This window comes from Nocardioides sp. SYSU D00038, assembly GCF_016924665.1.
Lineage (GTDB): Bacteria > Actinomycetota > Actinomycetes > Propionibacteriales > Nocardioidaceae > Nocardioides.
Map to the genome: position 1 here is coordinate 100,339 of NZ_JAFFJT010000026.1, position 25,332 is coordinate 125,670.

At 73.9% G+C, this 25,332-nt stretch carries 28 protein-coding genes and 2 tRNA genes; 11 read left to right on the forward strand and 19 right to left on the reverse strand.

Annotated features, from left to right (window positions below; all coding sequences use genetic code 11):
• Positions 1–70 precede the first annotated feature (70 nt).
• The 3 genes from JT721_RS16050 (at position 71) to JT721_RS16060 (ending at position 1,873) form a co-directional block, all read left to right on the forward strand.
• Positions 71–304, forward strand: coding sequence for an Lrp/AsnC family transcriptional regulator (locus tag JT721_RS16050; RefSeq protein ID WP_205474334.1), 234 nt, complete (start codon positions 71–73; stop codon positions 302–304).
• 37 nt (positions 305–341) lie between these two features.
• Positions 342–836, forward strand: coding sequence for a DUF3515 domain-containing protein (locus JT721_RS16055; protein ID WP_205474265.1), 495 nt, complete (start codon positions 342–344; stop codon positions 834–836).
• 68 nt (positions 837–904) lie between these two features.
• Entirely contained in the window at positions 905–1,873 is a 969-nt protein-coding gene (locus JT721_RS16060) for a D-alanine--D-alanine ligase (RefSeq protein WP_205474266.1), read from the forward strand.
• A gap of 63 nt (positions 1,874–1,936) precedes the next feature.
• On the opposite strand, the gene JT721_RS16065 is transcribed toward JT721_RS16060, so the two are convergent.
• From JT721_RS16065 to JT721_RS16085, 5 genes are all read right to left on the reverse strand, one after another.
• Positions 1,937–3,055: a D-alanine--D-alanine ligase family protein gene (locus tag JT721_RS16065; protein ID WP_205474267.1), complete on the reverse strand. Its 1,119-nt coding sequence runs from the start codon at positions 3,053–3,055 to the stop codon at positions 1,937–1,939.
• 11 nt (positions 3,056–3,066) lie between these two features.
• Positions 3,067–4,443 (reverse strand): UDP-N-acetylmuramoyl-tripeptide--D-alanyl-D-alanine ligase, encoded by a 1,377-nt coding sequence (gene murF / locus JT721_RS16070; RefSeq protein ID WP_205474268.1) that lies wholly within the window; start codon positions 4,441–4,443, stop codon positions 3,067–3,069.
• A 104-nt stretch (positions 4,444–4,547) separates the two neighbouring features.
• The gene (locus JT721_RS16075; protein ID WP_205474269.1) at positions 4,548–5,630 is read right to left on the reverse strand and encodes a PLP-dependent aspartate aminotransferase family protein; all 1,083 of its coding nucleotides are present in this window, start codon (positions 5,628–5,630) and stop codon (positions 4,548–4,550) included.
• A 268-nt stretch (positions 5,631–5,898) separates the two neighbouring features.
• On the reverse strand, positions 5,899–6,906 hold the full coding sequence (locus JT721_RS16080; protein WP_205474270.1) for an NAD(P)H-dependent glycerol-3-phosphate dehydrogenase: 1,008 nt from the start codon (positions 6,904–6,906) through the stop codon (positions 5,899–5,901).
• Positions 6,903–7,673, reverse strand: coding sequence for a 1-acyl-sn-glycerol-3-phosphate acyltransferase (locus tag JT721_RS16085; protein ID WP_205474271.1), 771 nt, complete (start codon positions 7,671–7,673; stop codon positions 6,903–6,905). Before JT721_RS16085 ends, JT721_RS16080 begins: the two co-directional genes overlap by 4 nt.
• Positions 7,674–7,799: 126 nt before the next feature.
• On the opposite strand from JT721_RS16085, the gene cofC reads away from it, so the two are divergent.
• On the forward strand, positions 7,800–8,459 hold the full coding sequence (gene cofC, locus JT721_RS16090) for a 2-phospho-L-lactate guanylyltransferase (RefSeq protein WP_205474272.1): 660 nt from the start codon (positions 7,800–7,802) through the stop codon (positions 8,457–8,459).
• Between the two features lie 13 nt (positions 8,460–8,472).
• Here the strand turns inward: cofC and JT721_RS16095 are convergent, their stop codons facing one another.
• The 3 genes from JT721_RS16095 to leuC all read right to left on the reverse strand — a co-directional run bounded on the left by JT721_RS16095 (position 8,473) and on the right by leuC (position 11,434).
• A complete protein-coding gene (locus JT721_RS16095; RefSeq protein ID WP_205474273.1) occupies positions 8,473–9,126 on the reverse strand; it encodes an HU family DNA-binding protein in 654 nt (217 codons plus the stop codon).
• A gap of 279 nt (positions 9,127–9,405) precedes the next feature.
• Positions 9,406–10,011, reverse strand: a complete 606-nt coding sequence (gene leuD, locus JT721_RS16100; RefSeq protein ID WP_205474274.1) for a 3-isopropylmalate dehydratase small subunit — start codon at positions 10,009–10,011, stop codon at positions 9,406–9,408.
• 1 nt (position 10,012) lies between these two features.
• Positions 10,013–11,434: a 3-isopropylmalate dehydratase large subunit gene (leuC, locus tag JT721_RS16105; RefSeq protein WP_205474275.1), complete on the reverse strand. Its 1,422-nt coding sequence runs from the start codon at positions 11,432–11,434 to the stop codon at positions 10,013–10,015.
• A 104-nt stretch (positions 11,435–11,538) separates the two neighbouring features.
• Here leuC and JT721_RS16110 point away from each other — a divergent pair, with 104 nt between their 5' ends.
• Positions 11,539–12,264, forward strand: coding sequence for an IclR family transcriptional regulator (locus JT721_RS16110; protein WP_205474276.1), 726 nt, complete (start codon positions 11,539–11,541; stop codon positions 12,262–12,264).
• Positions 12,265–12,378: 114 nt separating this feature from the next.
• On the forward strand, positions 12,379–12,921 hold the full coding sequence (locus JT721_RS16115) for a type 1 glutamine amidotransferase domain-containing protein (protein ID WP_205474277.1): 543 nt from the start codon (positions 12,379–12,381) through the stop codon (positions 12,919–12,921).
• A gap of 12 nt (positions 12,922–12,933) precedes the next feature.
• Here JT721_RS16115 and JT721_RS16120 read toward each other — a convergent pair whose 3' ends face one another.
• The 7 genes from JT721_RS16120 to JT721_RS16150 form a co-directional block, all read right to left on the reverse strand.
• A complete protein-coding gene (locus JT721_RS16120) occupies positions 12,934–13,416 on the reverse strand; it encodes a methylated-DNA--[protein]-cysteine S-methyltransferase (protein ID WP_205474278.1) in 483 nt (160 codons plus the stop codon).
• A gap of 2 nt (positions 13,417–13,418) precedes the next feature.
• The gene (locus tag JT721_RS16125; RefSeq protein ID WP_205474279.1) at positions 13,419–14,900 is read right to left on the reverse strand and encodes an AlkA N-terminal domain-containing protein; all 1,482 of its coding nucleotides are present in this window, start codon (positions 14,898–14,900) and stop codon (positions 13,419–13,421) included.
• A gap of 118 nt (positions 14,901–15,018) precedes the next feature.
• Positions 15,019–15,091, reverse strand: a tRNA-Glu gene (locus tag JT721_RS16130).
• 108 nt (positions 15,092–15,199) lie between these two features.
• Positions 15,200–15,271, reverse strand: a tRNA-Gln gene (locus tag JT721_RS16135).
• A 54-nt stretch (positions 15,272–15,325) separates the two neighbouring features.
• A complete protein-coding gene (locus tag JT721_RS16140; protein WP_307828093.1) occupies positions 15,326–16,279 on the reverse strand; it encodes a type II CAAX endopeptidase family protein in 954 nt (317 codons plus the stop codon).
• 2 nt (positions 16,280–16,281) lie between these two features.
• The gene (gene gltX, locus JT721_RS16145) at positions 16,282–17,742 is read right to left on the reverse strand and encodes a glutamate--tRNA ligase (protein WP_205474281.1); all 1,461 of its coding nucleotides are present in this window, start codon (positions 17,740–17,742) and stop codon (positions 16,282–16,284) included.
• A complete protein-coding gene (locus tag JT721_RS16150) occupies positions 17,739–18,548 on the reverse strand; it encodes a fumarylacetoacetate hydrolase family protein (protein WP_205474282.1) in 810 nt (269 codons plus the stop codon). Before JT721_RS16150 ends, gltX begins: the two co-directional genes overlap by 4 nt.
• A 32-nt stretch (positions 18,549–18,580) precedes the next feature.
• Here JT721_RS16150 and JT721_RS16155 point away from each other — a divergent pair, with 32 nt between their 5' ends.
• Together JT721_RS16155 and JT721_RS16160 are read left to right on the forward strand one after the other, a co-directional pair.
• A complete protein-coding gene (locus tag JT721_RS16155) occupies positions 18,581–19,444 on the forward strand; it encodes a 3-methyladenine DNA glycosylase (RefSeq protein WP_205474283.1) in 864 nt (287 codons plus the stop codon).
• A 50-nt stretch (positions 19,445–19,494) separates the two neighbouring features.
• On the forward strand, positions 19,495–19,902 hold the full coding sequence (locus tag JT721_RS16160) for a hypothetical protein (protein WP_205474284.1): 408 nt from the start codon (positions 19,495–19,497) through the stop codon (positions 19,900–19,902).
• A 71-nt stretch (positions 19,903–19,973) separates the two neighbouring features.
• Here JT721_RS16160 and JT721_RS16165 read toward each other — a convergent pair whose 3' ends face one another.
• On the reverse strand, positions 19,974–20,552 hold the full coding sequence (locus JT721_RS16165) for a TetR family transcriptional regulator (protein WP_205474285.1): 579 nt from the start codon (positions 20,550–20,552) through the stop codon (positions 19,974–19,976).
• 152 nt (positions 20,553–20,704) lie between these two features.
• Between JT721_RS16165 and JT721_RS16170 the strand changes: the two genes are divergently transcribed.
• From JT721_RS16170 to JT721_RS16180, 3 genes are read left to right on the forward strand one after another with little or no spacing between them, the layout of a single operon-like run.
• Positions 20,705–21,328 (forward strand): biotin transporter BioY, encoded by a 624-nt coding sequence (locus JT721_RS16170; RefSeq protein WP_205474286.1) that lies wholly within the window; start codon positions 20,705–20,707, stop codon positions 21,326–21,328.
• A gap of 1 nt (position 21,329) precedes the next feature.
• Positions 21,330–22,031: an ABC transporter ATP-binding protein gene (locus JT721_RS16175; protein WP_307828094.1), complete on the forward strand. Its 702-nt coding sequence runs from the start codon at positions 21,330–21,332 to the stop codon at positions 22,029–22,031.
• A gap of 8 nt (positions 22,032–22,039) precedes the next feature.
• Complete coding sequence (locus JT721_RS16180) at positions 22,040–22,639, forward strand: CbiQ family ECF transporter T component (protein ID WP_205474287.1); 600 nt, start codon at positions 22,040–22,042, stop codon at positions 22,637–22,639.
• Between the two features lie 18 nt (positions 22,640–22,657).
• On the opposite strand, the gene JT721_RS16185 is transcribed toward JT721_RS16180, so the two are convergent.
• From JT721_RS16185 to JT721_RS16195, 3 genes are read right to left on the reverse strand one after another with little or no spacing between them, the layout of a single operon-like run.
• A complete protein-coding gene (locus tag JT721_RS16185; protein WP_205474288.1) occupies positions 22,658–23,314 on the reverse strand; it encodes an SDR family oxidoreductase in 657 nt (218 codons plus the stop codon).
• A 9-nt stretch (positions 23,315–23,323) separates the two neighbouring features.
• A complete protein-coding gene (locus JT721_RS16190) occupies positions 23,324–23,878 on the reverse strand; it encodes a GNAT family N-acetyltransferase (protein ID WP_374220892.1) in 555 nt (184 codons plus the stop codon).
• On the reverse strand, positions 23,848–25,182 hold the full coding sequence (locus JT721_RS16195; protein ID WP_205474289.1) for an amidase: 1,335 nt from the start codon (positions 25,180–25,182) through the stop codon (positions 23,848–23,850). The genes JT721_RS16190 and JT721_RS16195 overlap by 31 nt, the downstream gene beginning before the upstream one ends.
• Between the last annotated feature and the right edge of the window lie 150 nt (positions 25,183–25,332).

A 25,332-nucleotide genomic window follows, 5' to 3' on the forward strand; every position in this document is an offset into this window, starting at 1 on the left:
CACCCACCAGCGGGCGCGATAGGTTGACCGACGGCAGTGCAGCCGAGTCGACAGCAGGGAGAGCACGATGGTGGTCCAGGCCTACATCCTGATCCAGACCGACGTCGGGAAGGCCGCGGAGGTCGCCCGGGCCATCGCCCAGGTCAAGGGCGTGACGCTGGCCGAGGACGTGACCGGCCCCTACGACGTCATCGTCCGCGCCGAGGCGCGCAACGTCGACGAGCTCGGCAAGCTGGTGGTCGCCAAGGTGCAGACCCTCGACGGCATCACCCGCACCCTCACCTGCCCCGTCGTCCACATCTGACCCACCTCCGGTGGGCCCGGTCCGACGCCGACGCCCCGTGTCCCTGCGGACGCGGGGCGTCGTCGCGTGTGCGGCGCTGTCGGTGGCCGCGCTGACCGGCTGCGGCAACGACACCGGCCCGGTCGACGTCCCCGCCGAGGAGCTCTCCCCCGACGACGCGACGGCCTGCGCCGCGCTGGTCGACGCCCTGCCCGACGAGCTGGCCGGGGCGGCGTCGCGGCCGGTGCGCCCCGACCAGCGTCGGACGGCGGCCTGGGGCGACCCGGTGGTCGTGCTGAGCTGCGGGGTGCCCTTCCCCGACGTCCAGGACCCGTTCGCCAGCTGCGTCGAGGCCAACGGCGTCGACTGGTACGTCCCGCCGGAGCAGGACGCCGACAACGAGGCCGACCTGAGCCTCTACGTCGTCGGCTACCAGCCCACGGTGCGCCTCGACGTGCCCGGGGAGCGACGACCCGAGGGCGCCTCGGCGGCGATCGCCGAGCTGGCCGGCCCGGTTCGCGAGACGCTCGCCCAGTCCGAGCCCTGCAACTGACGCCGGGCAGTGAGAAGGCCGGCGCCCACCCTGCGGGCCGGACCCCGGCGGTGTGGGACGCTGGTCCCATGTCTGCCGAGGAGATCCAGGGCCCCGTCGCCGTCATCGCCGGTGGGCTCAGCCACGAGCGCGACGTCTCGCTGGCGAGCGGCCGCAACCTGGTGCGCGAGCTCGGCGCGCTCGGCGTCGAGGCCCACGCCTACGACTTCGACCGCGGCCTGCTCGGCGCCCTGGAGCGCGACAAGGTGGTCGCCGCCCTGCCGGCGCTGCACGGCCAGTTCGGCGAGGACGGCGAGATCCAGACGCTGCTCGAGCTGATCGGCATGCCCTACGTCGGTTCGCGGCGCCACGCCTGCCGGCTGGCCTACGACAAGGGCGCGGCCCGCGAGCTGCTGCGTCGGGCGGGCATCCCGGTGCCCGACAGCGTGGGGCTCTCCTCGCCGACGTTCCGCGACATCGGCGCGGCCGCGCTGATGGAGCACGTGATGGTCCGGCTCGGCACCCGCGTGGTGGTCAAGCCGGCCCGCGGCGGCAGCGCCCTCGGCGTCACCGGCGTCGACGGCCTCGCCGCGCTTCCTTCGGCCCTCGTCGGCGCCTACGCCTACTGCGAGGACGCCCTGATCGAGCGCTTCCACGACGGCGTCGACGTCAGCGTCGTGGTCATCGAGTCCGACGAGGGGCTGCGCGCGCTGTCACCGGTCGCGATCGAGTACGAGAAGGGCCACGAGTTCGACTTCGACGCCCGCTACACCGCCGAGTTCGTCTCCCTCGACCGGCCGGCGCTGGCCGAGGACCAGCTGGTCCGCCTCGGCGAGGTGGCCTGCGAGGCCCACCGGGTGCTCGGGCTGCGCGACATCTCGCGCTCGGACTTCATCGTCTCGGCCGACGGCGACTTCGTGCTGCTGGAGGTCGCGATCACACCTGGCACCACCGAGACCTCGGTGTTCCCGTTCGCGTGCACGCTGAGCGGCACCTCGCTCGGCGAGGTCGCCCGCGACCTGCTGGTCCGTGCGGTCGGGGCCGGCCCGGCCCGCTGAGGCCCGCTGAGGTCCGCTGAGGTCCGCTGGGGCCCGCTGGGGCCCGCTGGGGCCCGCTGAGGCTCAGCGCAGGCCGGTACGGCGTTCGAGCGCCAGCTGCACCAGCTCGTCGATCAGCTCGGGGTAGGAGACCCCCGAGGCCTCCCACATCCGCGGGTACATGGAGATCGGCGTGAAGCCCGGCATCGTGTTGATCTCGTTGACGACCACGCGGTGCTCGGGCGTCACGAACACGTCGACCCGGGCGATGCCCTCGGCGCCGATCGCCTCGAAGGCGCGGACGGCGACGTCGCGCACCTCGTCGGCGACCTCGTCCGGCAGGTCGGCGGGCGTCTCGAGGCGCACCGGCCCCTCGTCGATGTACTTGGCCTCGAAGTCGTAGAAGTCGCGGGCGGCGTGGTCGACCACGATCTCGCCCGGCACCGAGGCCCGCGGCGGCGCGTCGCCGCGGCCGCCGAGCACGCCGCACTCGATCTCGCGGCCCTCGATGCCCTCCTCCACGATCACCTTCGGGTCGTGCTGCTGGGCGTCCTCGACGGCTCGCTCGAGGTCGGCGAGGTCGTCGACCCGGGTCACGCCGAGCGACGAGCCGGCGCGGGCCGGCTTCACGAAGACGGGCAGCCGCAGCTGCCCCACCCGGGCCACGACGTCGTCGCGCCGCTGCGGCCAGTCGCGCGGCGCGACCACCACGGAGGGGCCGACCGGGAGACCGTGCGCGGCGCAGACCAGCTTCATGTAGTGCTTGTCCATGCCCACGGCCGAGGCGAGCACGCCCGAGCCGACGTAGCGCACGTCGGCGAGCTCGAGGAGCCCCTGCACCGTGCCGTCCTCGCCGAACGGCCCGTGCAGCACCGGGAACACGACGTCGACCTGGCTGAGCACCTCGGGCACGGCACCGGGTGCGAGCACCTGCAGCTGGGGTCCGTCGGCGGCCGACGACAGCACCACCTCCGAGCCCGCGGCGGCCGTCACCTCGGGCAGCCGGTCGGAGCGCAGCTCCCACACGGCGGGGTCGTCGGAGGCCACCACCCACCGGCCGTCGCGGGTGATCCCGACCGGCAGCACCTCGTACTTGTCACGGTCGATCGCCTTGAGGACGCCGGCCGCGGTGGCGGCCGAGATCGCGTGCTCCCCGGACCGTCCACCGAACAGCAGGGCGACCCGGACCTTGCGCTGGCTCATGGGTCGGGACCCTACTGAAGGGCGGCGGCCACCTCGTCGAGGCGCGCGCCCCGGGACGCCTTGACGAGAACTGCGTCACCTTCGCCCAGCTCGGCGCGCAGCCAGGCGACGGCGGCGGCGTTGTCGTCGACCAGCACGCTGGGGGTGCCGGCTGCGGTGGCGCCGGCGTGGATCGCGGCGGCCGCGGCACCGACCACCAGCACCTGGTCGACCCGCGCGGCGGCGTAGGCGCCGAGCTCGCGGTGGCTGGCCTCGCTGTCGGCTCCGAGCTCGCGCATCTCGCCGAGCACCGCGATCGTGCGGCGCACGCCGGCGCCGGCGCCGATCGCGGCGAGGGCGTCGACGGCCGCCCGCATCGACTCGGGGTTGGCGTTGTAGGAGTCGTCGAGCAGCACTACGCCGCCGGGCAGCTCGTGCAGCTCCATCCGCCACCGCGACAGCGTCGTGACCCGCGAGAGCGAGGCCGCGGCCTGCTCGAGCGTCACTCCGACGGCGAGGGCCGCGGCGGCCGCCGCGGCGGCGTTCAGCGCCTGGTGGGCACCGACCACCCCCAGGCCGACCTCGGCGCTGGCGTCGTCCGCGGTGAGCCGGAACGTCGGGCGGCCCAGCCGGTCGAGGGCGACGTCCTCGAGGCGCACCTCGGCGTCCGGGCCGGTGCCGAACGTCGTCACCCGGCCGGGCGCCAGGGTGGCCATCGCGGCTACCTTCTCGTCGTCGGCGTTGAGCACCGCGACCCCGGTGGGCCGCAGCCCCGAGACCAGCTCGCCCTTGGCCTCGGCGATCGCCTGGCGCGACCCGAACTCGCCGAGGTGGGCGGAGCCGACGTTGAGCACGATCGAGACGTCCGGGGCCAACAGCGCGGTGAGCTCGGCGATGTGGCCGCGGCCGCGCGCGCCCATCTCGAGCAGCAGGAACCGGGTGTCGGGCTCCACCCGCAGGGCCGTCAGCGGCACGCCCAGCTCGTTGTTGTAGGAGCCCCGGGTCGCCACGGTCGGGCCGGCGTCGGCCAGCACGGCGGCGAGCAGGTCCTTGGTCGAGGTCTTGCCCTGCGAGCCGGTCACCGCCAGCACCGTGAGCCGCTCGTCGCGACGCACCCGGGCGACGACGTGGGTGGCCAGCCGCTGCAGCGCGTCCTGCGGGTCGTCGACGACGACCGTCGGCAGGTCGGTCGCTCGGGTGCCGAGCACCGCGACGGCCCCGGCGGCGGCCGCCTGGGGGGCGTGGTCGTGCCCGTCGGAGCGCTCCCCGACGAATGCCGCGAACAGGCTCCCCGCGCCGGCCTCGCGGCTGTCGATCACCACCGGGCCGTCGACGACGACCCCCTCGCCGTCCCCCTCGATCCTGCCACCGACGACCTCGGCGACCTCCTCGAGCGACAGTGCGATCACCCGGTCGACCCTACTGGTCGCTGGTCGAGGCGGGACGAAGTCCTTCACCCGCTACGCGATGGGACGAACGCCCTCCGGTGGGGACGGCTGCCAGCGAACCCTCCTCAACCAGCGTTGCCGGCCAGCGCGCTGTCGAGAGCCTGGGCGAGGTCGGCCCAGAGGTCCTCGACGTCCTCGATGCCGACCGAGAGCCGGACCAGCCCCTGGGGGACCTCCGGGGCCTCCGAGGCCCACCGGGTGCGGCGCTCCAGGGTCGACTCGACGCCGCCGAGGCTGGTGGTGTGCACCCACAGGCGGGTGGCCCGGGTCGCCGCGTCGGCGGTGGCGGCGTCCGGGAGGTCGATGGCGACCATCGCGCCGGAGCCGGGGTAGCGGACCCGGTCGACGGCCGGGTGCTCGGCCAGCCGGCGGGCCAGCTCGGCGGCGTTGGCCGAGGCCCGTTCCAGCCGCAGCGGCAGGGTGCGCAGGCCGCGCAGCGCCAGCCACGCCTCCAGGGTGCCGGGCACCGCGCCGAGCAGGTCGCGACGGCCCTTGAGCACCGTCCAGATCTGCTCGTCGGCGACCACCACGGCCCCCATCAGCACGTCGCTGTGGCCGGCGAGGTACTTGGTCGCGCTGTGCACGACCAGGTCGGCGCCGAGCGCGAGCGGCTGCTGGCCGAGCGGGGTCGCGAAGGTGTTGTCGACGACGACGCGGGCGCCGGCTGCGTGGGCCGCCGCGACGATCGCCGGCACGTCGGAGACGTCGAGCATCGGGTTCGACGGCGTCTCGAGCCACACCAGGGCGGCGTCCTCGCACGCCTCGACCCAGGCCGCGGTGTCGGTCACCGGCACCAGCGTGGTCGAGACCCGGCCCCGCGCCTCGAGGTCCGCCAGCTGGAGCAGGGTGCCGTTGTAGCAGGCGGACGGCGCCACCACCTTCTCGCCGTTCGCCACCAGGTCGAGCACCACGTCGACGGCCGCCAGGCCGGAGGAGAACGCCAGCGCCCGGCCGCCCTCCAGCCGGCCCAGCGCCTCCTCGAATGCCTGCCAGGTCGGGTTGCCCCAGCGCCCGTACTCGCGCCCGCCGCCGGCCACGAACGTCGACGCCATCGTGATCGGCTGGTTGAGCGGCTGGTCGGGGTCGTGGGGCGGCCGGCCGCTGTGGACGGCGATGGTCGCGGGGCGCAGGTCGTCGGAGGATTCCACGTTGTCACGCTAGCCCGGTGGCGGGTCGGGGCCGCACCCGGCGGCGGTGAGCAGGCCCCCGAACGCGCTGCGTCAACGGAGCCTCAGGCACCGCAGCCCCGCCGCACCACCGGGCGGCGGTGAGCAGGCCCCCGAACCCACCACGCCAATGGAGCGTCACTCACCGCCGCCCCGCCGCCCCACCCGGCAGCGGTGAGCACGCCCCCGAACGCGCGACCCCAACCGAGCCCCACTCACCGCCGCCCGGCGGACCGGGGCCAGCCCCGGCTCAGTCGGTCTCGGCCTTGGTGTCGCGGGCCAGGATCGAGTCCATCATCTCCTGCGCGGTGAGCCGGCCACCGACGACCTCGTCGACGTACTGGGCCACCGGGGCGTCGACGCCGGACTGCTCGGCGAGCGCGCGCAGCGACGAGCACGACTTGGCTCCCTCGGCGACCTGCCGGGTCGAGGCGTAGATCTCGTCGGTGGTGAGGCCCTGGCCGAGCTTCTCGCCGAAGGTGCGGTTGCGCGACAGCGGGGAGGAGCAGGTCGCGACCAGGTCGCCGAGGCCGGCGAGGCCCATCAGCGTCAGGGGGTTGGCGCCGAGCCGCATCGCCAGCCGGGCGGTCTCGGCGAGGCCGCGGGTGATCACCGAGGCGGTGGTGTTGTCGCCGAAGCCGAGCCCGACGGCCATCCCGACGGCCAGGCCGACGACGTTCTTGTAGGCGCCGCCGAGCTCGCAACCCAGCACGTCGACGCTCGTGTAGGGCCGGAACGCCGGCGAGTGGCAGCGCTGCTGGAGCCGCTTGGCGACGTCCTCGTCCTCACAGGCCACCACCGACGCCGCGGGCTCGCGGCCGGCGATCTCCTTGGCCAGGTTGGGGCCGCTCACAACCGCGATCCGGTCGGGGCCGGCGCCGGTGACCTCGGCGATCACCTCGCTCATCCGCTTGAGGGTGCCGAGCTCGACGCCCTTCATCAGCGAGACCAGCACCTGGTCCGAGGAGAGGTACGGCGTCCACTGCACCAGGTTGTCGCGCAGCGTCTGCGAGGGCGTGGCGAGCACGACGACGTCCGCGCCGTGCAGCGCCTTCTCCACGTCGTGGGTGGCGCCCACGCTGGGCGGCAGCTCGACGCCGGGCAGGTACTCGGCGTTCTCGCGGCGGTCGTTGATGTCGGCGGCGACCTCCTCGCGGCGCGCCCACATCGTCACCTCGTTGCCGCCGTCGGCGAGCACCACCGAGAACGCCGTGCCCCACGAGCCGGCCCCGAAGACCGCGACCTTGCCTGCACTCACGACGGGTCCTCCCCCGGCTCGGACCGGTGCGGGTTGCCGATCTGGCGCGCCCCCAGCGTCTTGATGTCGAACCGCTCCGCCGGCGGCTCCTCGCCGCGGATCTCGGCGACGAGCGCGGTGATCGCGTCCATGATCCGTTCGGTGGCCTCGGCGATCACGGCCGGGGTCAGCTCGGCGGCGGTGAGGTCGGCGAGGTCGACGGGGTCACCCACCTTCATGGTGATCCGCTTGCGCGGGAACAGGTCCGGCTTCCTCGCGTACGGCGCCAGCAGCTGCTGGGCGCCCCACTGCCCGATCGGGATCACCGGGCAGCCGGTCGCGAGACCGATCCGGGCGGCGCCGGACTTGCCGGTCATCGGCCACAGGTCGGGGTCACGGGTGATGGTGCCCTCGGGGTAGACGACCACGCACTCGCCGGAGGCGACCGCCTCGACCGCGGCGTCGAACGCTCCGGCGGCGTTGCGGCTCAGTCGCTCGACGGGGATCTGCCCGGCGGCCCGCAGGAAGAACCCCAGGAACCGGTTGCGGAAGAGACCGGCCTTGGCGAGGTAGCGGGGGATCCGGCCGTGGTCGTAGACCACGTGGGCGGCGGTGAGCGGGTCGACGTGGGAGAGGTGGTTGAGCACCAGGATGCAGCCACCGGTCTCGGGGATCTTGTGGCCGTCGATCCACTCGTGCGTCGTCGTCGCCAGCAGCGCCGGCTTGACGATCGAGACCGCGAGGTTCCACGCCCAGCCGCGCTTCTGCTGCAGCCTGCGGACCTTCACCCGCACCCTCCTCGTCTCCCGCCCGGTCGCCCCTGCGGCGTCCCGGTGCCGGACCCCGCCCGGCGAGGTCCGCAGAGCAGGCTATCGCCCGCGGACCCGCGGACGCCGCCTGAGAGGATCGGGTCGATGACAGAGCTCTCCCGGCCCGCTGCGCGCTTCGCGGTCGTCGTGCCCGTCAAGCCGCCGTCCTACGGCAAGTCCCGGCTCGGGGTCGATGACGAGGCGCGGCGCGACCTCGCTGCGGCGTTCGCCCTCGACACCCTGGCGGCCTGCCTGTCCAGCGACCGCGTGGCGCAGGTGCTGGTCGCCACCGACGACGTCGGCTTCGCGGGCGAGCTGGTGGCCCTGGGCTGCGTGGCGATCCCCGACGGCGTCAGCAGCGACCTCAACGGCACCCTGCGCCAGGCCGCCGCGGAGTCGCGGCGCCGCTGGCCCGGGCTCGTGCCCGTCGCGCTCTGCGCGGACCTGCCCGCCCTGCGCGCCGCCGACCTCGATGCGGCGCTCGATCACGTCGGGCCGGGCGAGGCGGCGTACGTCGCGGACGCGGCCGGGATCGGCACCACGCTCTACACCGCCGCCCACGACGGGTTCGACCCGCGCTTCGGGCCGGGCTCGGCACTGGCCCACGAGGCGACGGGCGCGCGTCCGATCGCCGGTGACCTCATCACCCTGCGCCGTGACGTCGACGACCTGGACGACCTCCGCGCCGCGCTGGCCCTGGGGGTCGGACCCCGGACGCGGCAGCAGGCCGGCCTCCTGGCGGAGACCGGCCTGCTGGCCGACTAGCGGTGCGGGACCGTCAGGACTTCTTGGCGGTCTTCTTCGCGGTGGTCTTCTTGGCCGGAGCCTTCTTGGCGGGGGCCTTCTTCGCCGCCGGAGCCTTCTTGGCGGTGGTGGTCTTCTTCGCCGGGGCCTTCTTGGCGGGCGCGGTCTTCTTGGCGGTCGCCGTGGTGGTCTTCTTGGCCGGCGTGGTCTTCTTCGCCGGCGTGGTCTTCTTCGCCGGGGCGGCCTTCTTGGCGGTGGTCTTCTTCGTGGCCGCGGTGGTGGTCTTCTTGGCGGTCGACTTCTTCGCCGCCGGCGCGGCCTTCTTCGCGGGCGTGGCCTTCTTCGCGACCGCGGCGGCCTTCTTCGCAGGAGCGGCCGCGGCCTTCGGGATCTCGAGCTTCGGCAGCTTGCGGGCGCCGGAGATGATGTCCTTCAGGTTGGCGCCGGGCGTGAACTTCGGCACCGCGGTCTTCTTGGCCTTGATGCGGTCGCCGGTGCGCGGGTTGCGCACCCAGCGGGCGTCGCGGACCTTCTTCTCGAACGAGCCGAACCCGGTGATCGCGACCTTCTCGCCCTTGGCCACCTCGCGGGTAATGGTGTCGAGCACGGACTCGAGCGCGTGCGCCGCGGCCTTCTTGTTCCCCTCGTAGCGCGCCGCGAGCGCATCGATGAGCTGAGACTTGTTCACGAATTTCCCCTTCACTGGAGACTCTGTATTGCACGACCGAGCACGGAACGGCGCGGTTTCTTCCATGCACGCTAGGGAATCGTTGCCGTTGTCACAATCACCACGCCGTACGACATTGCGTGTTTTTCAGCGTGGCCGAGGCATTCCGCCCCCGGCTCAACACCTCTTTCAGACCGCGCACGGCCATTCCCGGCGGGGTATCCGTCGCGAAATGTGCAACAGGACAAAGGAAAACCGGCCCACGGCACGTAGTGCCACGGGCCGGTCGCCGAGGTCGGTTCAGGCGCGGATGGTCGCGGGCTTCCAGGCGGGTCGACCTGCCTCGTAGGAGACGATGTCCTCCTCGTGCGACAGGGTGATCCCGATGTCGTCGAGGCCCTCGAGCAGCCGCCAGCGCGTGTAGTCGTCGATGTCGAAGGAGTCCTCGACCGCGTCGGGCCCGCTGCCCGCGCGCACGGTGCGCGACTCGAGGTCGACGGTGACCTGGGTGCCGGGCTCGGCCTCGATCAGGTCCCAGAGCCGCTGCACAACCTTCTCGTCGACCTGCGCGGCGAGCAGCCCGGCCTTGCCGGAGTTGCCCCGGAAGATGTCGGCGAAGCGCGGCGAGATGACGACCCGGAAGCCGTAGTTCTGCAGCGCCCAGACGGCGTGCTCGCGAGAGGAGCCCGTGCCGAAGTCGGGACCGGCCACGAGCACCGAACCGCCGGCGTACGCCGGCTGGTTGAGCACGAACGACGGGTCGTTGCGCCAGGCCGAGAAGAGCCCGTCCTCGAAGCCGTCGCGGGTGACCCGCTTGAGGTAGACGGCCGGGATGATCTGGTCGGTGTCGACGTTGCTGCGCCGCAGCGGGACGCCGATGCCGGTGTGGGTGGTGAACTTGTCCATGTCAGTTGGCTCCTGCCGGGACGGGCTCGAGGTCGGCGGGCGACGACAGCGTGCCGCGCACGGCGGTCGCGGCCGCGACGGGCACCGACACCAGGTGGGTGCGGCCGCCCTTGCCCTGCCGGCCCTCGAAGTTGCGGTTGGACGTCGAGGCGCTGCGCTCTCCGGGCTCGAGGGTGTCGGGGTTCATGCCCAGGCACATCGAGCAGCCGGCGCCGCGCCACTCGGCCCCGGCCTCCTTGAAGATCACGTCGAGGCCCTCGTCCTGGGCCTGCATCCGCACCCGCACCGAGCCGGGGACGACGAGCAGGCGGGTGTCGGGATCGACCTTGCGGCCCTTGATGATCTCGGCGGCCAGCCGCAGGTCCTCGATCCGGCCGTTGGTGCACGAGCCGACGAAGACCGTGTCGACCTTGACCTCGCGCAGCGGCGTGCCGGCCTCGAGACCCATGTACTGCAGGGCCTTCTCGGCGGCGATCCGGTCCTGGTCGTCGTCGAAGTCCTCGGGCGACGGCACGCTGGCACCGAGCGGGACGCCCTGGCCGGGGTTGGTCCCCCAGGTCACGAACGGCGTCATCTCGCCGGCGTCGAGCACGATCTCCTTGTCGAACACCGCGTCGTCGTCGGTGCGCAGGCTGCGCCAGTGGGCCACGGCGGCGTCCCAGTCGGCACCCTTCGGCGCCTCGGGGCGGCCCTCGATGTAGGCGAAGGTCGTCTCGTCCGGCGCGATCAGCCCGGCCTTGGCGCCCCACTCGATGCTCATGTTGCACACCGTCATCCGGCCCTCCATCGAGAGCTCCTCGATGGCCTGGCCGCGGTACTCGACGATGTAGCCCTGGCCGCCGCCGGTGCCGGTGTGGGCGATCAGGGTCAGCACCAGGTCCTTGGCGGTCACGCCGGCCGGCAGGCTCCCGTTGACGGTGACGGCCATCGTCTTGGGCTTGGCCTGCGGCAGCGTCTGGGTCGCCAGCACGTGCTCGACCTCGGAGGTGCCGATGCCGAACGCGATCGCCCCGAACGCGCCGTGGGTGCTGGTGTGGCTGTCGCCGCACACGATGGTCATGCCCGGCTGGGTCAGCCCGAGCTGCGGCCCGACCACGTGGACGATGCCCTGCTCCACGTCGCCGAGCGGGTGCAGCCGGACGCCGAACTCCTCGGCGTTGCGGCGCAGCGTCTCGACCTGGGTGCGCGACACCGGGTCGGCGATCGGCTTGTCCCAGTCGAGGGTCGGCACGTTGTGGTCCTCGGTCGCGAGCGTGAGGTCGGGGCGGCGTACGGTGCGACCCGAGAGGCGGAGGCCGTCGAAGGCCTGCGGCGAGGTCACCTCGTGGATGAGGTGGAGGTCGATGTACAGCAGGTCCGGCTCACCCGGGGTCGATCGGACGACGTGCTCGTCCCACACCTTCTCCGACAGGGTCCGGCCCATGTCGACGCTCCTCACCTGTTGCGGCCACGACGGCGTGGCCTGTTCCTCGGACGCGTCCCACCTTACCCCTTGCATCCCATGGAGTGAGACGGCAGTATTGCTATATGGACAACTCCAGTGGTGTCGGCGTCCTCGACAAGGCCGCCCTCGTGCTCACCGCCCTCGAGTCCGGGCCGGCCACGCTGGCCGGCCTGGTCGCCGGCACCGGACTGGCCCGCCCCACCGCGCACCGCCTCGCGGTGGCGCTCGAGCACCACCGGCTGGTCGCCCGCGACATGCAGGGCCGCTTCGTCCTCGGCCCCCGCCTGGCCGAGCTCTCCGCCGCCGCCGGCGAGGACCGGCTGCTCGCCACCGCCGGCCCCGTGCTCGCCCGGCTGCGCGACATCACCGGCGAGTCCGCGCAGCTGTGGCGCCGCCAGGGCGACCACCGCGTCTGCGTGGCGGCCGCCGAGCGCCCGTCGGGCCTGCGCGACACCATCCCCGTCGGCTCCCAGCTCACCATGCGCGCCGGCTCCGCCGCCCAGGTGCTGCTCGCCTGGGAGGACCCCGAGCGGATGCACCGCGGCCTCCAGAACGCCGCCTTCTCCGCCGCCGCCCTCTCCGGCATCCGCCGCCGCGGCTGGGCCCAGTCGGTGGGCGAGCGCGAGCAGGGCGTGGCCTCGGTCTCGGCCCCGGTGCGCTCCCCCAGCGGCAAGATCATCGCCGCCGTCTCGGTCTCCGGCCCCCTCGAGCGGCTCTCGCGCCAGCCCGGCCGGATGCACGCCCCCGCGGTGCTCGCCGCCGCCGAGCGACTCTCGGAGTCGCTGCGCCGCGCAGCCGCCGACGGCTGACCCGTCCCGTCGAGTCGTCGTTACTGCAGTGCAGTAACGACGGCTCGACGTATGTGGGGAGGGCTCGGGGATCACCGGCGGGGAGACCCGATCGCACATCGAGAGGACTCCCCCATGCCCAGCTCGCTCGAAGGCCGGACCGTCGCGTTCCTCGTCGCCCCCGAGGGCATCGAGCAGGTCGAGCTCACCGAGCCGTGGCAGGCGGTGGCCGACGCCGGCGGCTCGCCGGTGCTGCTGAGCACCGAGGCGGGCGAGGTGCAGGCGTTCAACCACCTCGACAAGGCCGACACCTTCCCGGTCGACCACGTGGTCGCCGACGTCGACGTCGACCAGTTCGACGGTCTCGTGCTGCCCGGCGGCGTCGCCAACCCCGACGCGCTGCGGATGGACGAGGCGGCCGTCGACTTCACCCGGGCGTTCGTCGCCTCCGGCAAGCCGGTGGCCGCGATCTGCCACGCGCCGTGGACGCTGGTCGAGGCCGACTGCGTGCGCGACCGGCGGCTCACCTCGTGGCCGAGCCTGCAGACCGACATCCGCAACGCCGGTGGCGAGTGGGTCGACGAGGAGGTCGTGGTCGACGGCAACCTGCTGACCAGCCGCAAGCCCGACGACCTCCCGGCGTTCAACCGCGAGCTGACCACGCTGCTCGGCGGCTGACCCCCGGGGGCCTCAGAACAGGGCGTCCTGGCGCTCGAGGTCGAGCAGCAGCTGCTTGCGCTCGAGGCCACCGGCGTAGCCGGTGAGCGTGCCGTTGGCCCCGATCACCCGGTGGCACGGGATGACCACCGGGATCGGGTTGCGCCCGTTGGCCAGGCCCACCGCCCGCGACGCGGCGTTGGTGAGGCCGAGCCGCAGCGCCACCGCGCCGTACGACGCGGTCTCGCCGAACCCGATCGCGCACAGCTCCTTCCAGACCCGCTGCTGGAACTCGGTGCCGGCCGGCGCGAGCGGCAGGTCGAACTCGGTGAGCTCGCCGGCGAAGTACGCGCGCAGCTGGCGTGCACACTCGACCAGCACGGGGTGGTCGTCGTCGCGCTCGCCGCGCGGCCGGCCGTCGGCGTCGCGGAACGGCGAGAACTCGATCTGGGTGATCGCGTCGTGGGCGGCCACGAGGCGCAGCTCGCCGATCGGCGAGTCGATGACGGTGTACATCTTCAGTCCTCCTGGACGGGCGGGAACAGGGTGCTCCAGAGATGGAGCAGGGCGTAGGAGCGCCAGGGGCGCCAGCGCTCGGTGTCGGCGAGCACGACGGCCGGGTCGTGGCCGAGTCCGGTGAGCGCGTTGCGGACGCCGAGGTCGGTGGGCAGGAACACGTCTGGGTGGCCGAGCGCCCGCATGGCGACGTAGTCGGCGGTCCAGGGGCCGATGCCGGGCAGCGCGACCAGCGCCGCGCGCACGGCCTCGCGCTCCGGGCCGCGGTCGAGGGCGACGGTGCCGTCGGCCAGCGCCCCCGCTAGCGCGACCAGGGCGCGCCCGCGGCTGCGCGGCATCGGCAGCGTCGCGGGGTCGACCTCGGCCAGGGTGGCGGCGTCGGGGAACAGGTGGGTGAGCCCCGGCACCGACGTCTTGACCGGGGTGCCGTGTGCGGCGACCAGCCGCCCGGCGACCGTGCGGGCCCCGGCCACGCTGACCTGCTGGCCGATCACCGTGCGGATCGCGGTCTCGTCGCCGTCGACCTGCCCGGGCACCCGCAGGCCCCGCCGCTGACGGGCCAGGGGACCGATGACGGGATCGCCGGCGAAGTGGTCGGCGACCGCCACCGGGTCGCAGTCGGCGTCGAGCAGCCGACGGGCCCGCTCCACCGCGGCGGCGGTGTCGCGCAGGTCGTGGAGCTCGAACCTGGCCTCGACGAACGCCGTCTCGCCCTCGCTGGGGGCGTCGTCGACGGCCAGCCGCACCGTGCCGGGACCGTGGGGCAGGTCGAGCGTGCGGGCGTACCAACCCGGCCCCGCGGCCTCGACGCCCGGCACCAGGTGGAAGGCCAGGAAGTCGAGCAGCGCCCGGCCGGCGAACGGCGTGCGCACCGCCAGCCGCATGGTCACCCCGCCGGTCGCGGGCGGCCCGCCGCGACGGCCGCGGAGCTCGGTGGGGTTGGCGGCGTAGACCTCGCGGATGGTGTCGTTGAACTGGCGGATGCTGGCGAAGCCCGCCGCGAACGCCACGTCGGCGTGGGTCAGCCCGGTCGTCTCGAGCAGCACCCGCGCGGTCTGGGCGCGCCGGGCCCGGGCGAGCGCCAGCGGACCGGCGCCGAGCTCGCTGGTGAGCAGGCGGGAGAGGTGGCGCGAGGTGTAGCCGACCCGGGCGGCCAGGCCCTCGACCCCCTCGCGGTCGACCACCCCGTCGGCGATCAGCCGCATCGCGCGGCCGGCGACGGTCGCGGCGACGTCCCAGTCGGGGCTGCCGGGGGTCGCGTCGGGCAGGCAGCGCTTGCAGGCGCGGTAGCCGGCCGCCTGGGCGGCCGCGGCGGTGGGGTGGAAGGTGACGTTCGCGAACGCCGGGGTGCGGGCCGGGCACGAGGGGCGGCAGTAGATGCCGGTGGTGCGGACCGCGGTGTAGAACACCCCGTCGAAGCGCCGGTCGCGGGACTTCACCGCGCGGTAGCAGCTCTCGGCGTCGAGGCGCTCGGTCGTGGTCATGGCCCTATCCTGCCCGCTGCCGACGACGCCTTCTGGCGGGAATCGGACACGGCCATGCCGCAGCCTACCGGGCGGGGAAGCAGCGAGGCCCGGTCCTGGTGGACCGGGCCTCGTTCTGTACCCCCGACCGGATTCGAACCGGCGCTACCGCCTTGAGAGGGCGGCGTGCTAGGCCGCTACACAACGGGGGCTTGCTGGTGCTGCTGCGGGACCTGCTCCGAGCAACCTGCGGAACTCTAGCGAAGGCTGTCGTCCGCACAAAATCGCGGCCTCCGCCGTGGGCGCCGGCCGCGATCTCGCTGGGATACTAGGACTCGAACCTAGAATAACTGAACCAGAATCAGTCGTGTTGCCAATTACACCATATCCCACTGTGTTACTGGTGTTCAGCGCTCCCGGGACAGCCCCGAACACGAGTAGAAACCTTACACGCGAGGGATCGAGGGCTCCAAAATGCCCGGCTCGGCGCGGTTGCCGATCCCCATCCGGCGGGCCACGGCCACGGCGAGAGCGAGGTAGACCAGCGACTGGGTGAGCGTGACCGGCAGGCTCCACCACGACCCGCCCGTCGGGTTCAGCGCCGAGCTCATGTCGCCGAAGGCCAGCGCCAACCCGAAGGCCAGCCAGTTGTTGAGCACGTGCATGGCGATGCCCGCCTCCAGGCCACCGGTGGCGATCACCAGGTAGCCGGCGACCAGGCCGAACGCGAACCGGTCGACGAACACCGGCGCGTCCTGGGCGCCGTGGGCCAGCGCGAACAGCAGCGCGGGCACCAGCAGCGCCACCCAGCGGTTGCCGAACAGGCCGCCGAAGGCCTGGGTGAGGTAGCCGCGGAAGGCGTACTCCTCCCCCGCCGCCTGCAGCGGTGTGAGCAGCAGGACGACGAGCACGAAGTCGCGGGTCGTCGACGTCCAGTCGTTGAGCTCGCCGGACACGCTGCTGTCGCTGGTCTCGGGCACCAGCGCGCTCACCACGATCGTGGCCACCAGCGCCACCACCGACAGGCCGAGGCAGACCAGCAGCCAGCGCCAGCGCAGCCGGCCGGCCACCGAGGCCAGCCAGCCCGGGCGCTGCCGGTGGAGCAGCAGCGCGACCAGCATGGTGACCGGGATCGCCGCCGCCAGCGAGAGGTTGAGGTAGGCCAGCGACACCGGGGTCACGTCGCCGGTGTCGGCGATCCGGTCGAGGGCCGCCTCCAGGCCGGCCGCCGAGGTGGTGCCGGTGGCGACGTAGCCGAGCAGGAAGACCAGCACCAGCACGACCTGCACGACGACGAGCACCAGCACACCGAGCAGCAGGGTGCCGAGCAGCGGGCGCCACCAGCTCCACGGCCGGCGGCGCTGCAGCAGGTGGTAGTCGCCGTCGGCGACGCGCGCCACGCTCACCCCAGGGCGCCGGCGAGCCGGGCCAGGCTGCGCTCGCGGCCGAGCAGCTCCATCGACTCGAAGAGCGGGGGCGAGACCCGGCGACCGGTCACGGCGACCCGCACCGGACCGTAGGCGTGGCGCGGCTTGAGCCCCAGCCCGTCGACCAGCGCGGCCTGCAGCGCCTCCTGGATCGCCTCGGTCGACCACGTCTCGAGAGGGGCGACCGCGTCGTGGGCCGCGCGGACGACGGCGCGACCGGCCTCGTCGAGCAGCTTCTCGACGTCCGCCTCGTCGCGCGTGAACGACGCCTCGTCGGCGAACAGGAAGCCGAGCATGTCGACGGCCTCGGTGAGCTTGTTGATCCGCTCGCCGACCAGGGGCATCGCGAGGTCGAGGAGCTGCCGGTCCGCGGCCGAGGCGGGCTGGTCGACGACGCCCGCGGCGGCGAGGAACGGCAGCACCCGCTCGGTGATCTCCTCGAGCGGCAGCATCCGCAGGTGGGCGGTGTTGATCGCCTCCGCCTTCTTGAGGTCGAAGCGCGCGGGGTTGGGATTGACGTCGCCGATGTCGAAGGCCTCGACCATCTCGGCGAGCGTGAACACGTCGCGGTCGGCGGCGATCGCCCAGCCGAGCAGCGCCAGGTAGTTGAGCAGGCCCTCCGGGATGAAGCCCTGGTCGCGGTACATGAACAGGTGGGCCTGGGGGTCGCGCTTGGACAGCTTCTTGTTGCCCTCGCCCATGATCAGCGGCAGGTGGCCGAACTCCGGCACCGCCTCGGAAATGCCGAGCTCGACCAGCGCCCGGTGGAGCGGGAGCTGGCGGGGGGTGCTGGAGAGCAGGTCCTCGCCCCGCAGCACGTGGGTGATCCGCATCAGGGCGTCGTCGACGGGGTTGACCAGCGTGTAGAGCGGGTCGCCGTTGGCCCGGCAGAGCGCGAAGTCGGGCACGAACTCGGTCTCGAACGTGATCTCGCCGCGCACCAGGTCGGTCCAGGTGATCGCGCCGTCGGGCATCCGGAACCGCACGACCGAGGAGCGCCCCTCGGCCTCAAACGCCGCGCGCTGCTCGGTCGAGAGGTCGCGGCAGAACCCGTCGTACCCCTGCACCTTGGAGCCGCCGGCCCGGCGCCGGGCGTCGACCTCGTCGGGGGTGCAGAAGCAATCGTAGGTGTACGACGACTCGGCGAGCCGGGCGAGCACGTCGCGGTAGATCTCGGTGCGCTCGGACTGGCGGTAGGGGCCGTGGGGGCCGCCGACGACCGGTCCCTCGTCCCAGTCCAGGCCCAGCCACTGCATCGACTCGACCATGGCGTCGTAGGACTCCTGGGTCGAGCGCTCCTTGTCGGTGTCCTCGATGCGGAACACGAAAGTGCCGCCGTGGCGGCGCGCGAACACCCAGTTGTAGAGGGCCGCCCGGGCGAAGCCGACGTGCGGCGAGCCGGTCGGGGACGGGCAGAAACGGACGCGGACGGTCACCGCTGGGCCACCTTGTTCGTGAGGGATCCGAGGCCGGCGATCGAGACCTCGACCTCGTCACCGACCTGCATGGGACCGACGCCCTCGGGGGTGCCGGTGAGGATGACGTCGCCGGGCAGCAGTGTCATCACGCTAGAGACGTGGGCGACCAACGCGGGGACGTCGAAGATCAGGTCGCTGGTCGAGCCGTCCTGCACGAGCTCGCCGTTGAGGTAGGTCTGCACGGCGCGACCCTCGGCGAAGTCGTGGGGGTCGAGGTCGGTCTCGATCCACGGGCCCAGCGGGCAGAAGGAGTCGAAGCCCTTGGCCCGGGTGAACTGGCCGTCCCGGCGCTGCAGGTCGCGAGCGGTGACGTCGTTGGCGATCGTGTAGCCGTGGATGACGTCCGTGGCCTGCTCGGCCGGCACGTCGCGGCAGATCCGCCCGATCACGACCGCGAGCTCGCCCTCGTAGTGGAGCTCGCTGGTCTGCGGCGGGTAGAAGACCGGGTCGCCCGGCCCGACCACGCTGGTGTTGGGCTTGAGGAACATCAGCGGCTCCTCGGGGACGTCGTTGCCCATCTCCGCGGCGTGGGCGGCGTAGTTGCGCCCGATGCCGACGACCTTGCTGCGCGGCAGCACCGGCGCCAGCAGCCGCACGTCGGCGAGCCGGTGCTCCTGCTCGAGCAGCTTCACCCCGACGTAGAGCGGGTCGCCGGCGAGGGCGACGACGACCGCGTCCTCCCCGGGCTGGCCGTTCTCGTCGAGCTCTCCGGTGACCACGCCGTAGAGCGGGTCCTCCCCCGTGGTGAATCTGGCGATGCGCACCCGCCGAGCCTATCGACCTACGGTTGGTCCCCATGGAGGTGCTGTCCGAGGACGTCTGGCGCGAGCACGCCGCACGGCACGCCGCACGAGTCGACGCCTTCGTGCGCCCCCACCTCCAGCGCCGGGAGTCGCGGGTCAAGCACCCCGTGCACGACTTCCTGTTCACCTACTACGCCCAGCGTCCGGCCCAGCTGCGCCGCTGGCACCCCGGCTTCGGCGTGCGGCTGGCCGACGCCCCGGAGTACGACGGGCTCAAGGGCTACGCCGACGGCGCGGTGACGGCGTCGTACGCCGAGGGGCAGGCGCCGCTGCTGGAGTCGCTGCACGCGCTGCTCACCGCCACCGCCGCCCGACCGGCGAGCCTCGGCTGCTTCGGGCTGCACGAGTGGGCGATGGTCTACCGCCTCGCCGAGGACGAGACCCGCCACGCCGACTGGCCGCTGCGCCTCGGCCCCGAGGGCACCGACCGGGTCGTGGAGTCGCACCGGATCGCCTGCTCCCACTTCGACGCCTACCGGTTCTTCACCGGGCCGGCCCGGCCGCTGAACACGCTCCTCCCCACCGCGCAGGACCGGCCGGCGTTCGAGCAGCCCGGCTGCCTGCACGCGGGGATGGACCTCTACAAGCACGCGTTCCGGCTGACCCCGATGATCTGCTCCGACCTGGTGGCCGACTGCTTCGAGCTGGCGCGCGACATCCGCGAGCTCGACATGCGGGCGGCGCCGTACGACCTGGCCGGCCTCGGGTTCGAGCCGGTGCGGATCGAGACCCCCGAGGGCAAGCAGGAGTACGTCGCTGCCCAGCGCGCCTTCGCCGAGCGCGGCGCCCCGTTGCGGGCCCGGCTGATCGAGGAGTGCGAGCGGCTGCTCGCGGTCGCCAGGGTTTCCTCGGCCTGACGCGGGGCAGGAGCCCACCAGCATCCCGACCCGGAAGGAACCTCCCGGCCATGTCTCCCCGCCGCCTCGTCCCCACCGGACTGCTGGCCGTCGCCGCGCTGCTCGCGTCCTCGCTCGTCGCCGCGCCCGCGCAGGCCGCGGGCTGGACGACGCTCTTCCGCATCCACGGCGCCAAGTCGCAGGCCTGCAAGGTCTCGATCGACGGCGGCCGCGCCTGGCGGGTCCGGGTGCGGCTGGTCAACGACTCCGCGCACGCCCACCTGTCCGAGTACGCCGTGCAGGTCGACGGCCGCGAGGTGCGCCGGATCGGCTTCCGCACCGCGCCCCGGCGTACGAGCGCGACGAAGACGATCGACGTCGTGCGCAACGGGCGTCAGGTCCTGGTCGGCGGCATCGGTGAGCTGACCGGCGAGGGCCTCGGCAGCGACGTCGGCATGGGGCAGATCTCGCGCTGCTGAGCCCGCCGACCGGGGTAGTCACGGACGTTCGGCATCCGGATCGGCCCGATCGAGGTGCCGAACGTCCGTGACTACCGCGCCGCGGCCGACCCGACCCGCCGCCGGCTCCCGGCGAGCCCCCCCTCGAGCCCGGTCGCGAAGTCGGAGGCGGGGCGGGGCGCGTCGTCGATCGCGCCGGCGCTGCCGGCCTGGAGGTGGAGCTGCTCGTCGGTGGCGTGGCCCAGCACGAAGTGCAGCAGCGTGCGGGCGGCGGTGTCGGCCAGCGACGGGTCGCAGCCGGCCTCGACGAGCAGGACGACCAGCTCGTCGTGGGGCGCGGCGGCGCCGAGGCCGTAGGCGCGCACGGTGGTGACCAGCTCGGCGCCGTCGCGCCACGCGAGTACCGCCTCGCGCAGCCCCGCGCAGACCGCGGCGACCCGCTCGTCCCACGGGGCGCCGGGGTCGTCGAGCCGCGCCGGGCGGTGGCCGCGGCGCAGGATCTCGTCGGCAACCTCGGCCAGCAGCAGCTGCTTGGTGCGGAAGTGGTGGTAGAGCGCGCTCGGGCGGACGTCGAGCTCGGCGGCCAGCCGGCGCATGGTCAGGTCGGCGAGCCCGAACCCGTCGAGCACGGCGAGGGCGGCGGCGACGACGGCGTCGCGGCGGTGGCCCATCTCACTCCTCGCCGACGGACGGGCCGGGTTGACCCGTGGGGGTCGCCAGCCTAACCTGAACGCCGTTCACCTGAACAGCGTTCACAAACCTGTTCAGCCCACCCGTGGCCGCGACTGGTCACGCAGCGCTCCGGAGCCCGAGAATCATGCCCATGCAGGACGAGGCCCGCGACCACACGGCGCCACCGACCGAGATCGTCTCGACGGTCGAGCGTCCGGGGTTCGCCCCCACCGACCTGGCCCTCATCGCCGCCTTCGCCGCGCTGATCTCCGCCTGCGCCTACATCGGCGCCATCCCCACCGGCGGCTCCGGCGTGCCGATCACCCTGCAGACCTTCGGCGTGATGCTCTCCGGCTGCCTGCTGGGCCCGGTGCGCGGGTTCCTCGCCGTGGCGCTCTACCTCGGTCTCGGCGCCATCGGGCTCCCGGTCTTCGCCGAGCACTCCGCCGGCCTCGGGGTCTTCTCCGGCCCCACGGCGGGCTATCTCGTCGCGTTCCCGCTCGCCGCGCTGCTGGCCGGCTTCCTGGTCAAGTACGTCGCGGGCCGGCGCCGCACCCGGGCCTGGGCGGTCTTCCTCTGCTCGATCGCCGGCAGCGCGCTGGTCATCCACCCGCTCGGGATCACCGGCATGAAGCTCCACTTCGACGTCTCCTGGCACGAGGCGTTCAACTACGACACCCCGTTCTGGGTCGGCGACCTGCTCAAGACCACGCTGGTCGCGATCGTGGCCGCCGAGGTGCACCGCGCCTTCCCCGCCCTGCTGCGGCGCCGCTGACGTGGCTCCGGCCACCATCTCCCTCGACGGCGCCGGGGTCACGGTCGAGACCGACGACGGTCACCGGGTGCTGCTCGAGCCCACCACGCTCAGGCTGACCGAGCGCCGGATCGGCGTCATCGGCGCCAACGGCTCGGGCAAGTCCACGCTGGTGCGCCTGCTCAACGGACTGGTCGCGCCGACCACCGGTCGGGTCGAGGTGCACGGCGTCGACGTGGGCCGCGACCCCCGCGCCGCCCGGCGGGTCGTCGGGTTCGCGTTCACCGACCCCAGCGCCCAGCTGGTGATGCCCACCTGCGTCGAGGACGTCGAGCTCTCGCTGCGCCGCCACGTGCGCGCCGGGGCCGAACGGCGGGTGCGGGCGCTCGAGGTCCTCGACCGGTTCGGGCTCGCCGACCACGCCCACGACAGCGTGCACTCGCTGTCGGGCGGGCAGCGCCAGCTGCTCGCGCTGGCCGGGGTGCTGGCGATCGAGCCGGCCCTGCTGGTGGCCGACGAGCCCACCACGTTGCTCGACCTCGCCAACACCCGCCGCGTCGCCGACGTGCTGTTCGGCCTCGACCAGCAGCTGGTGCTGGTCACCCACGACCTCGAGCTGGCCGCCCGCTGCGAGCGGGTGGTCGTGGTCGACGCCGCCCGGGTCGCCTACGACGGCCCCGGCGAGGCCGCCGTCGCCCACTACCGCGACGCGGTGTCGGCTTGAGGTCGGCGATGCCCGCCGGCGCCTTCCGGCCGGGCACCACGCTGCTGCACCGCCTGTCCCCCGGCACCAAGGTGGTGGCCCTGGTGGTGCTCAGCGTCGCCACGGTGGCGATCCGCGACCTGGGCGCGGCCCTCGTCGCGCTGGGGGTCGCCGTGGTCCTCTCGCTGCTGGCGCGGGTGCGGCTGCGCGCGCTGGCCCGCGCGCTGCGCTACGTGCTGCTGCTCGCGGTGGTGGCGGGCGCGGTGCAGTGGTGGTTCCACGGCCGCGACAAGGCGATCGAGACGTTCCTCGACCTGGTGACGCTCACCCTGCTCGCCCTGGTGCTGACGACCACCACCTCGGTCAACGCCATGCTCGACGGCATCGTGCGCTGGGCCGGGCCGTTCCGCCGGCTCGGCTTCAGCCCCGAGCGGCTGGCGCTGACGTTCTCGATGGCGATCCAGGCCCTGCCGGCCACCTTCGCGATCGCGGTCGAGACCCGCGACGCCGCCCGCGCCCGCGGGCTCGACGGGCGGCCGCGGGCCTACCTCACGCCGTTCGTCGTCCGGGTGGTCGCCCGCGCCCACGAGACCGGGGACGCCCTGCAGGCACGCGGGATCGGCGACTGACGCGTCGACGGCGGCGGCTCAACCGGAGTAGGGCACCTCGGTGCGCCACTCCGCCTCGTCCTGCCGGGCCGCGGCCCACAGCGCGTCGGCGACCCGGTCGGGGGTGAAGGCGCCCTCGTCGGACAGCACGCCCCGCACGGTCACCGAGACCGCCCGGATGCCGTCGGCCGCGAGGGTCGTGTCGATGCTGTGCACCAGGTTGCGCACACCGGCCTTCTGCACGCCCAGCGACGCCGCGCGGTGCCACGGCCGGTCGGCCGCCATGCTGCCGGTGACGGTCACCCTCCCGCCCGCCGACAGGAACGGCCGGGCGGCCTGCACGGCGGTGAGCAGCGCGCCCACGCCGAGGGCGACGTCGGCGAGCAGCTCGGCGACGGTGAGCTCGAGGGGGTCGCGCTCGCGGAACGCACTGGGGTTGAAGTGGAGGTGGTCGATCCTCCCGGCGTGCTCCCCCAGCCGGCCGATCGCGGCCCGGGCGGCGGCGTCGTCGGTCACGTCGACGACCGCGTGCCCGACGTCGACGCCGTGCTCGCGGACCGCCTCGGCCAGCTCCGCCAGGCGCTGCTCGTCGGTGCCGAGCAGCCCCACGTCGTAGCCCTCCGCGGCGGCCCGGCGGGCCAGCGACCCGCTGACCCCGGGGCCGGCTCCGACGACGACGAGGACGGGTCTGCTCATGACTCCGGTCTACCAGACGTCGCCCTCGCGCCAGTCGCAGGCGAGGTCGTCGTCGAGGTCGAGCCCGTCCGGCCCACCGAGCACGAGCACGCTGCCGTCGTCGTCGGGGGTGGGCTCGACGCCGGTGGGGCCCAGCACCGACGTGCGGCCCCGCCACGCTGTCCAGCCGCGCGAGCGGTAGAGGGGCAGCCCCTCGTCGGAGCTGCTCAGCGCCAGCAGGTCGTACGCCGGCGCGAGCGCCTCGAGCGCCGCCATCACCTCGTGGCCCAGACCGCGACCGCGGTGGGTGGGCGCCACGGCCACCGCCTCGACGTAGCCGGTGCGCAGCGACCGGCCGCCGGCGACCAGCCGGCGCATCACCAGCGACCCGTGGGCCACGAGCACGCCGTCGTCCTCGACCAGGGCGTGCATGCCGCCGAGCCCGTGCTCCCAGTCGTGGTCGCCGAAGTCGTCGAACGAGGCGTCCATGAGCGCCCGCGCCCGGGTGAGCTCGTCGGCGCTGAGCTCGGCGGTGTGGCAGCGCCGCACGGGGCTCACCACCCCGCCGGCTTCCGGTGCGCCCACGGTGCGGCGAGCTCGACCTGGGCGGCGAGCGAGAGCAGCAGCTCCTCCTCGGCCGGTCGCGCGGCCAGCATCACGCCGACCGGAAGCCCGTCGGGGGTCTGGTGCAGGGGCAGCGAGACCGCCGGCATGCCGGTGACGTTCCACGCCGACGTCCACGGCGTGAACGCCTTCTGGGCCTCGAAGTCGCGGGCCGGGTCGATGTCGTCGCGGATCGCCCCCACCGGCAGCGGCGGGCTGGCCAGCGTGGGGGTGAGCACGGCGTCGTAGGCCGCCAGCTGCTCCAGGGCGGCGGCGGCGAAGCGTCGCATCGCGCCGATCGCCAGCCCCAGCTCGGGTCCGCCGACCGCCCGACCCTGCTCGGTGAGCCAGCGGGTCAGCGGGCGCAGCCGCGGGTCGGGCTCCCCGGACCCGTCGAGGTCGGGCACCGACATCGCCGTCAGCACCGCCCAGCAGGTCTCGAAGACCGGCACCGCCTCGGGCGGCAGCGGCACCGGCACGTCGACGACCTCGTGGCCCAGCGACTCCAGCAGCGTCGAGGCGTCCGCCCAGGCCCGCACGCACTCGGGGTCGACGTCGACCGCGGCGATCACCGGCTCGACGAACCGGGCGATCCGCAGCCGTCCCGGGTCGCGGTCGCAGGCGGCCAGGAACGTGCCCGTCGGCTCCGGCGCCCAGGCCGGGTCGCCGGGCCGGCGCCCGGCCAGCACGTCGAGCAGCGCGGCGGCGTCGCGCACGGTGCGGGCCAGGGGCCCGGCGGTGGCCAGGCCGACCGGGTCGCCGTACATCGGGGCGCCGCTGATCCGGCCCCGGGTGGGCTTGAGGCCCACCAGGCCGCAGCACGACGCCGGGATCCGGATCGAGCCGCCGCCGTCGGAGCCCTGGGCCACCGGTACCAGCCCCGCCGCCACCGCGGCCGCCGCGCCGCCGGACGAGCCGCCCGCCATCCGGGTCGGGTCCCACGGGGTGACCGCCGGCGGCAGCCCCTCGGGCTCGGTGTAGCAGGGCGAGCCCAGCTCGGGGGTCGAGGTCTTGCCGAGGCTGACCATCCCCGCCGCCTCCATCGCCAGCACGACCGCGTCGGAGACGTCGGGCACGAAGTCGGCGAAGAGCGGCGAGCCGAAGGTGGTGCGCACCCCGGCGGTGAGGTTGAGGTCCTTGACCGCGGTCGGCACGCCCCACAGGGGCGGGGCGTGCGGCGGCGGGCTGCCCAGCGCCGCGGCCCGCTGCCGGGCCAGGTCGGGGGTGAGCGTGACGAACGCGCCGACCGCATCGCGGGCGGCCCGGGCGAGGTGGGGGTGGGCCACCGCGAGCGGGGGGGACGCCCCCCAGCGGGCCGGGGGGGGGGGTGCGCGCCCCCCCCCCGCCCCCGCCCGCGCGGGCGGCGCGTCCGAGGTGGTGGTCGACCAGCTCGAGCGGGGAGACCTCGCCGCTGCGGACGAGGGCCCCCTGCTCGA

Bases quoted from the DNA above. Each gene is read 5' to 3' on its own strand.
- JT721_RS16060 (WP_205474266.1), top strand. From the start codon at position 905: ATGTCTGCCGAGGAGATCCAGGGCCCCGTCGCCGTCATCGCCGGTGGG.
- leuD (WP_205474274.1), bottom strand. From the start codon at position 10,011: ATGGACAAGTTCACCACCCACACCGGCATCGGCGTCCCGCTGCGGCGC.
- JT721_RS16160 (WP_205474284.1), top strand. From the start codon at position 19,495: ATGTCTCCCCGCCGCCTCGTCCCCACCGGACTGCTGGCCGTCGCCGCG.
- JT721_RS16125 (WP_205474279.1), bottom strand. From the start codon at position 14,900: ATGACCACGACCGAGCGCCTCGACGCCGAGAGCTGCTACCGCGCGGTG.
- JT721_RS16185 (WP_205474288.1), bottom strand. From the start codon at position 23,314: ATGAGCAGACCCGTCCTCGTCGTCGTCGGAGCCGGCCCCGGGGTCAGC.
- cofC (WP_205474272.1), top strand. From the start codon at position 7,800: ATGACAGAGCTCTCCCGGCCCGCTGCGCGCTTCGCGGTCGTCGTGCCC.
- JT721_RS16170 (WP_205474286.1), top strand. From the start codon at position 20,705: ATGCAGGACGAGGCCCGCGACCACACGGCGCCACCGACCGAGATCGTC.
- JT721_RS16120 (WP_205474278.1), bottom strand. From the start codon at position 13,416: ATGTACACCGTCATCGACTCGCCGATCGGCGAGCTGCGCCTCGTGGCC.
- JT721_RS16165 (WP_205474285.1), bottom strand. From the start codon at position 20,552: ATGGGCCACCGCCGCGACGCCGTCGTCGCCGCCGCCCTCGCCGTGCTC.
- JT721_RS16115 (WP_205474277.1), top strand. From the start codon at position 12,379: ATGCCCAGCTCGCTCGAAGGCCGGACCGTCGCGTTCCTCGTCGCCCCC.
- JT721_RS16155 (WP_205474283.1), top strand. From the start codon at position 18,581: ATGGAGGTGCTGTCCGAGGACGTCTGGCGCGAGCACGCCGCACGGCAC.
- JT721_RS16065 (WP_205474267.1), bottom strand. From the start codon at position 3,055: ATGAGCCAGCGCAAGGTCCGGGTCGCCCTGCTGTTCGGTGGACGGTCC.
- JT721_RS16110 (WP_205474276.1), top strand. From the start codon at position 11,539: ATGGACAACTCCAGTGGTGTCGGCGTCCTCGACAAGGCCGCCCTCGTG.
- JT721_RS16180 (WP_205474287.1), top strand. From the start codon at position 22,040: ATGCCCGCCGGCGCCTTCCGGCCGGGCACCACGCTGCTGCACCGCCTG.
- leuC (WP_205474275.1), bottom strand. From the start codon at position 11,434: ATGGGCCGGACCCTGTCGGAGAAGGTGTGGGACGAGCACGTCGTCCGA.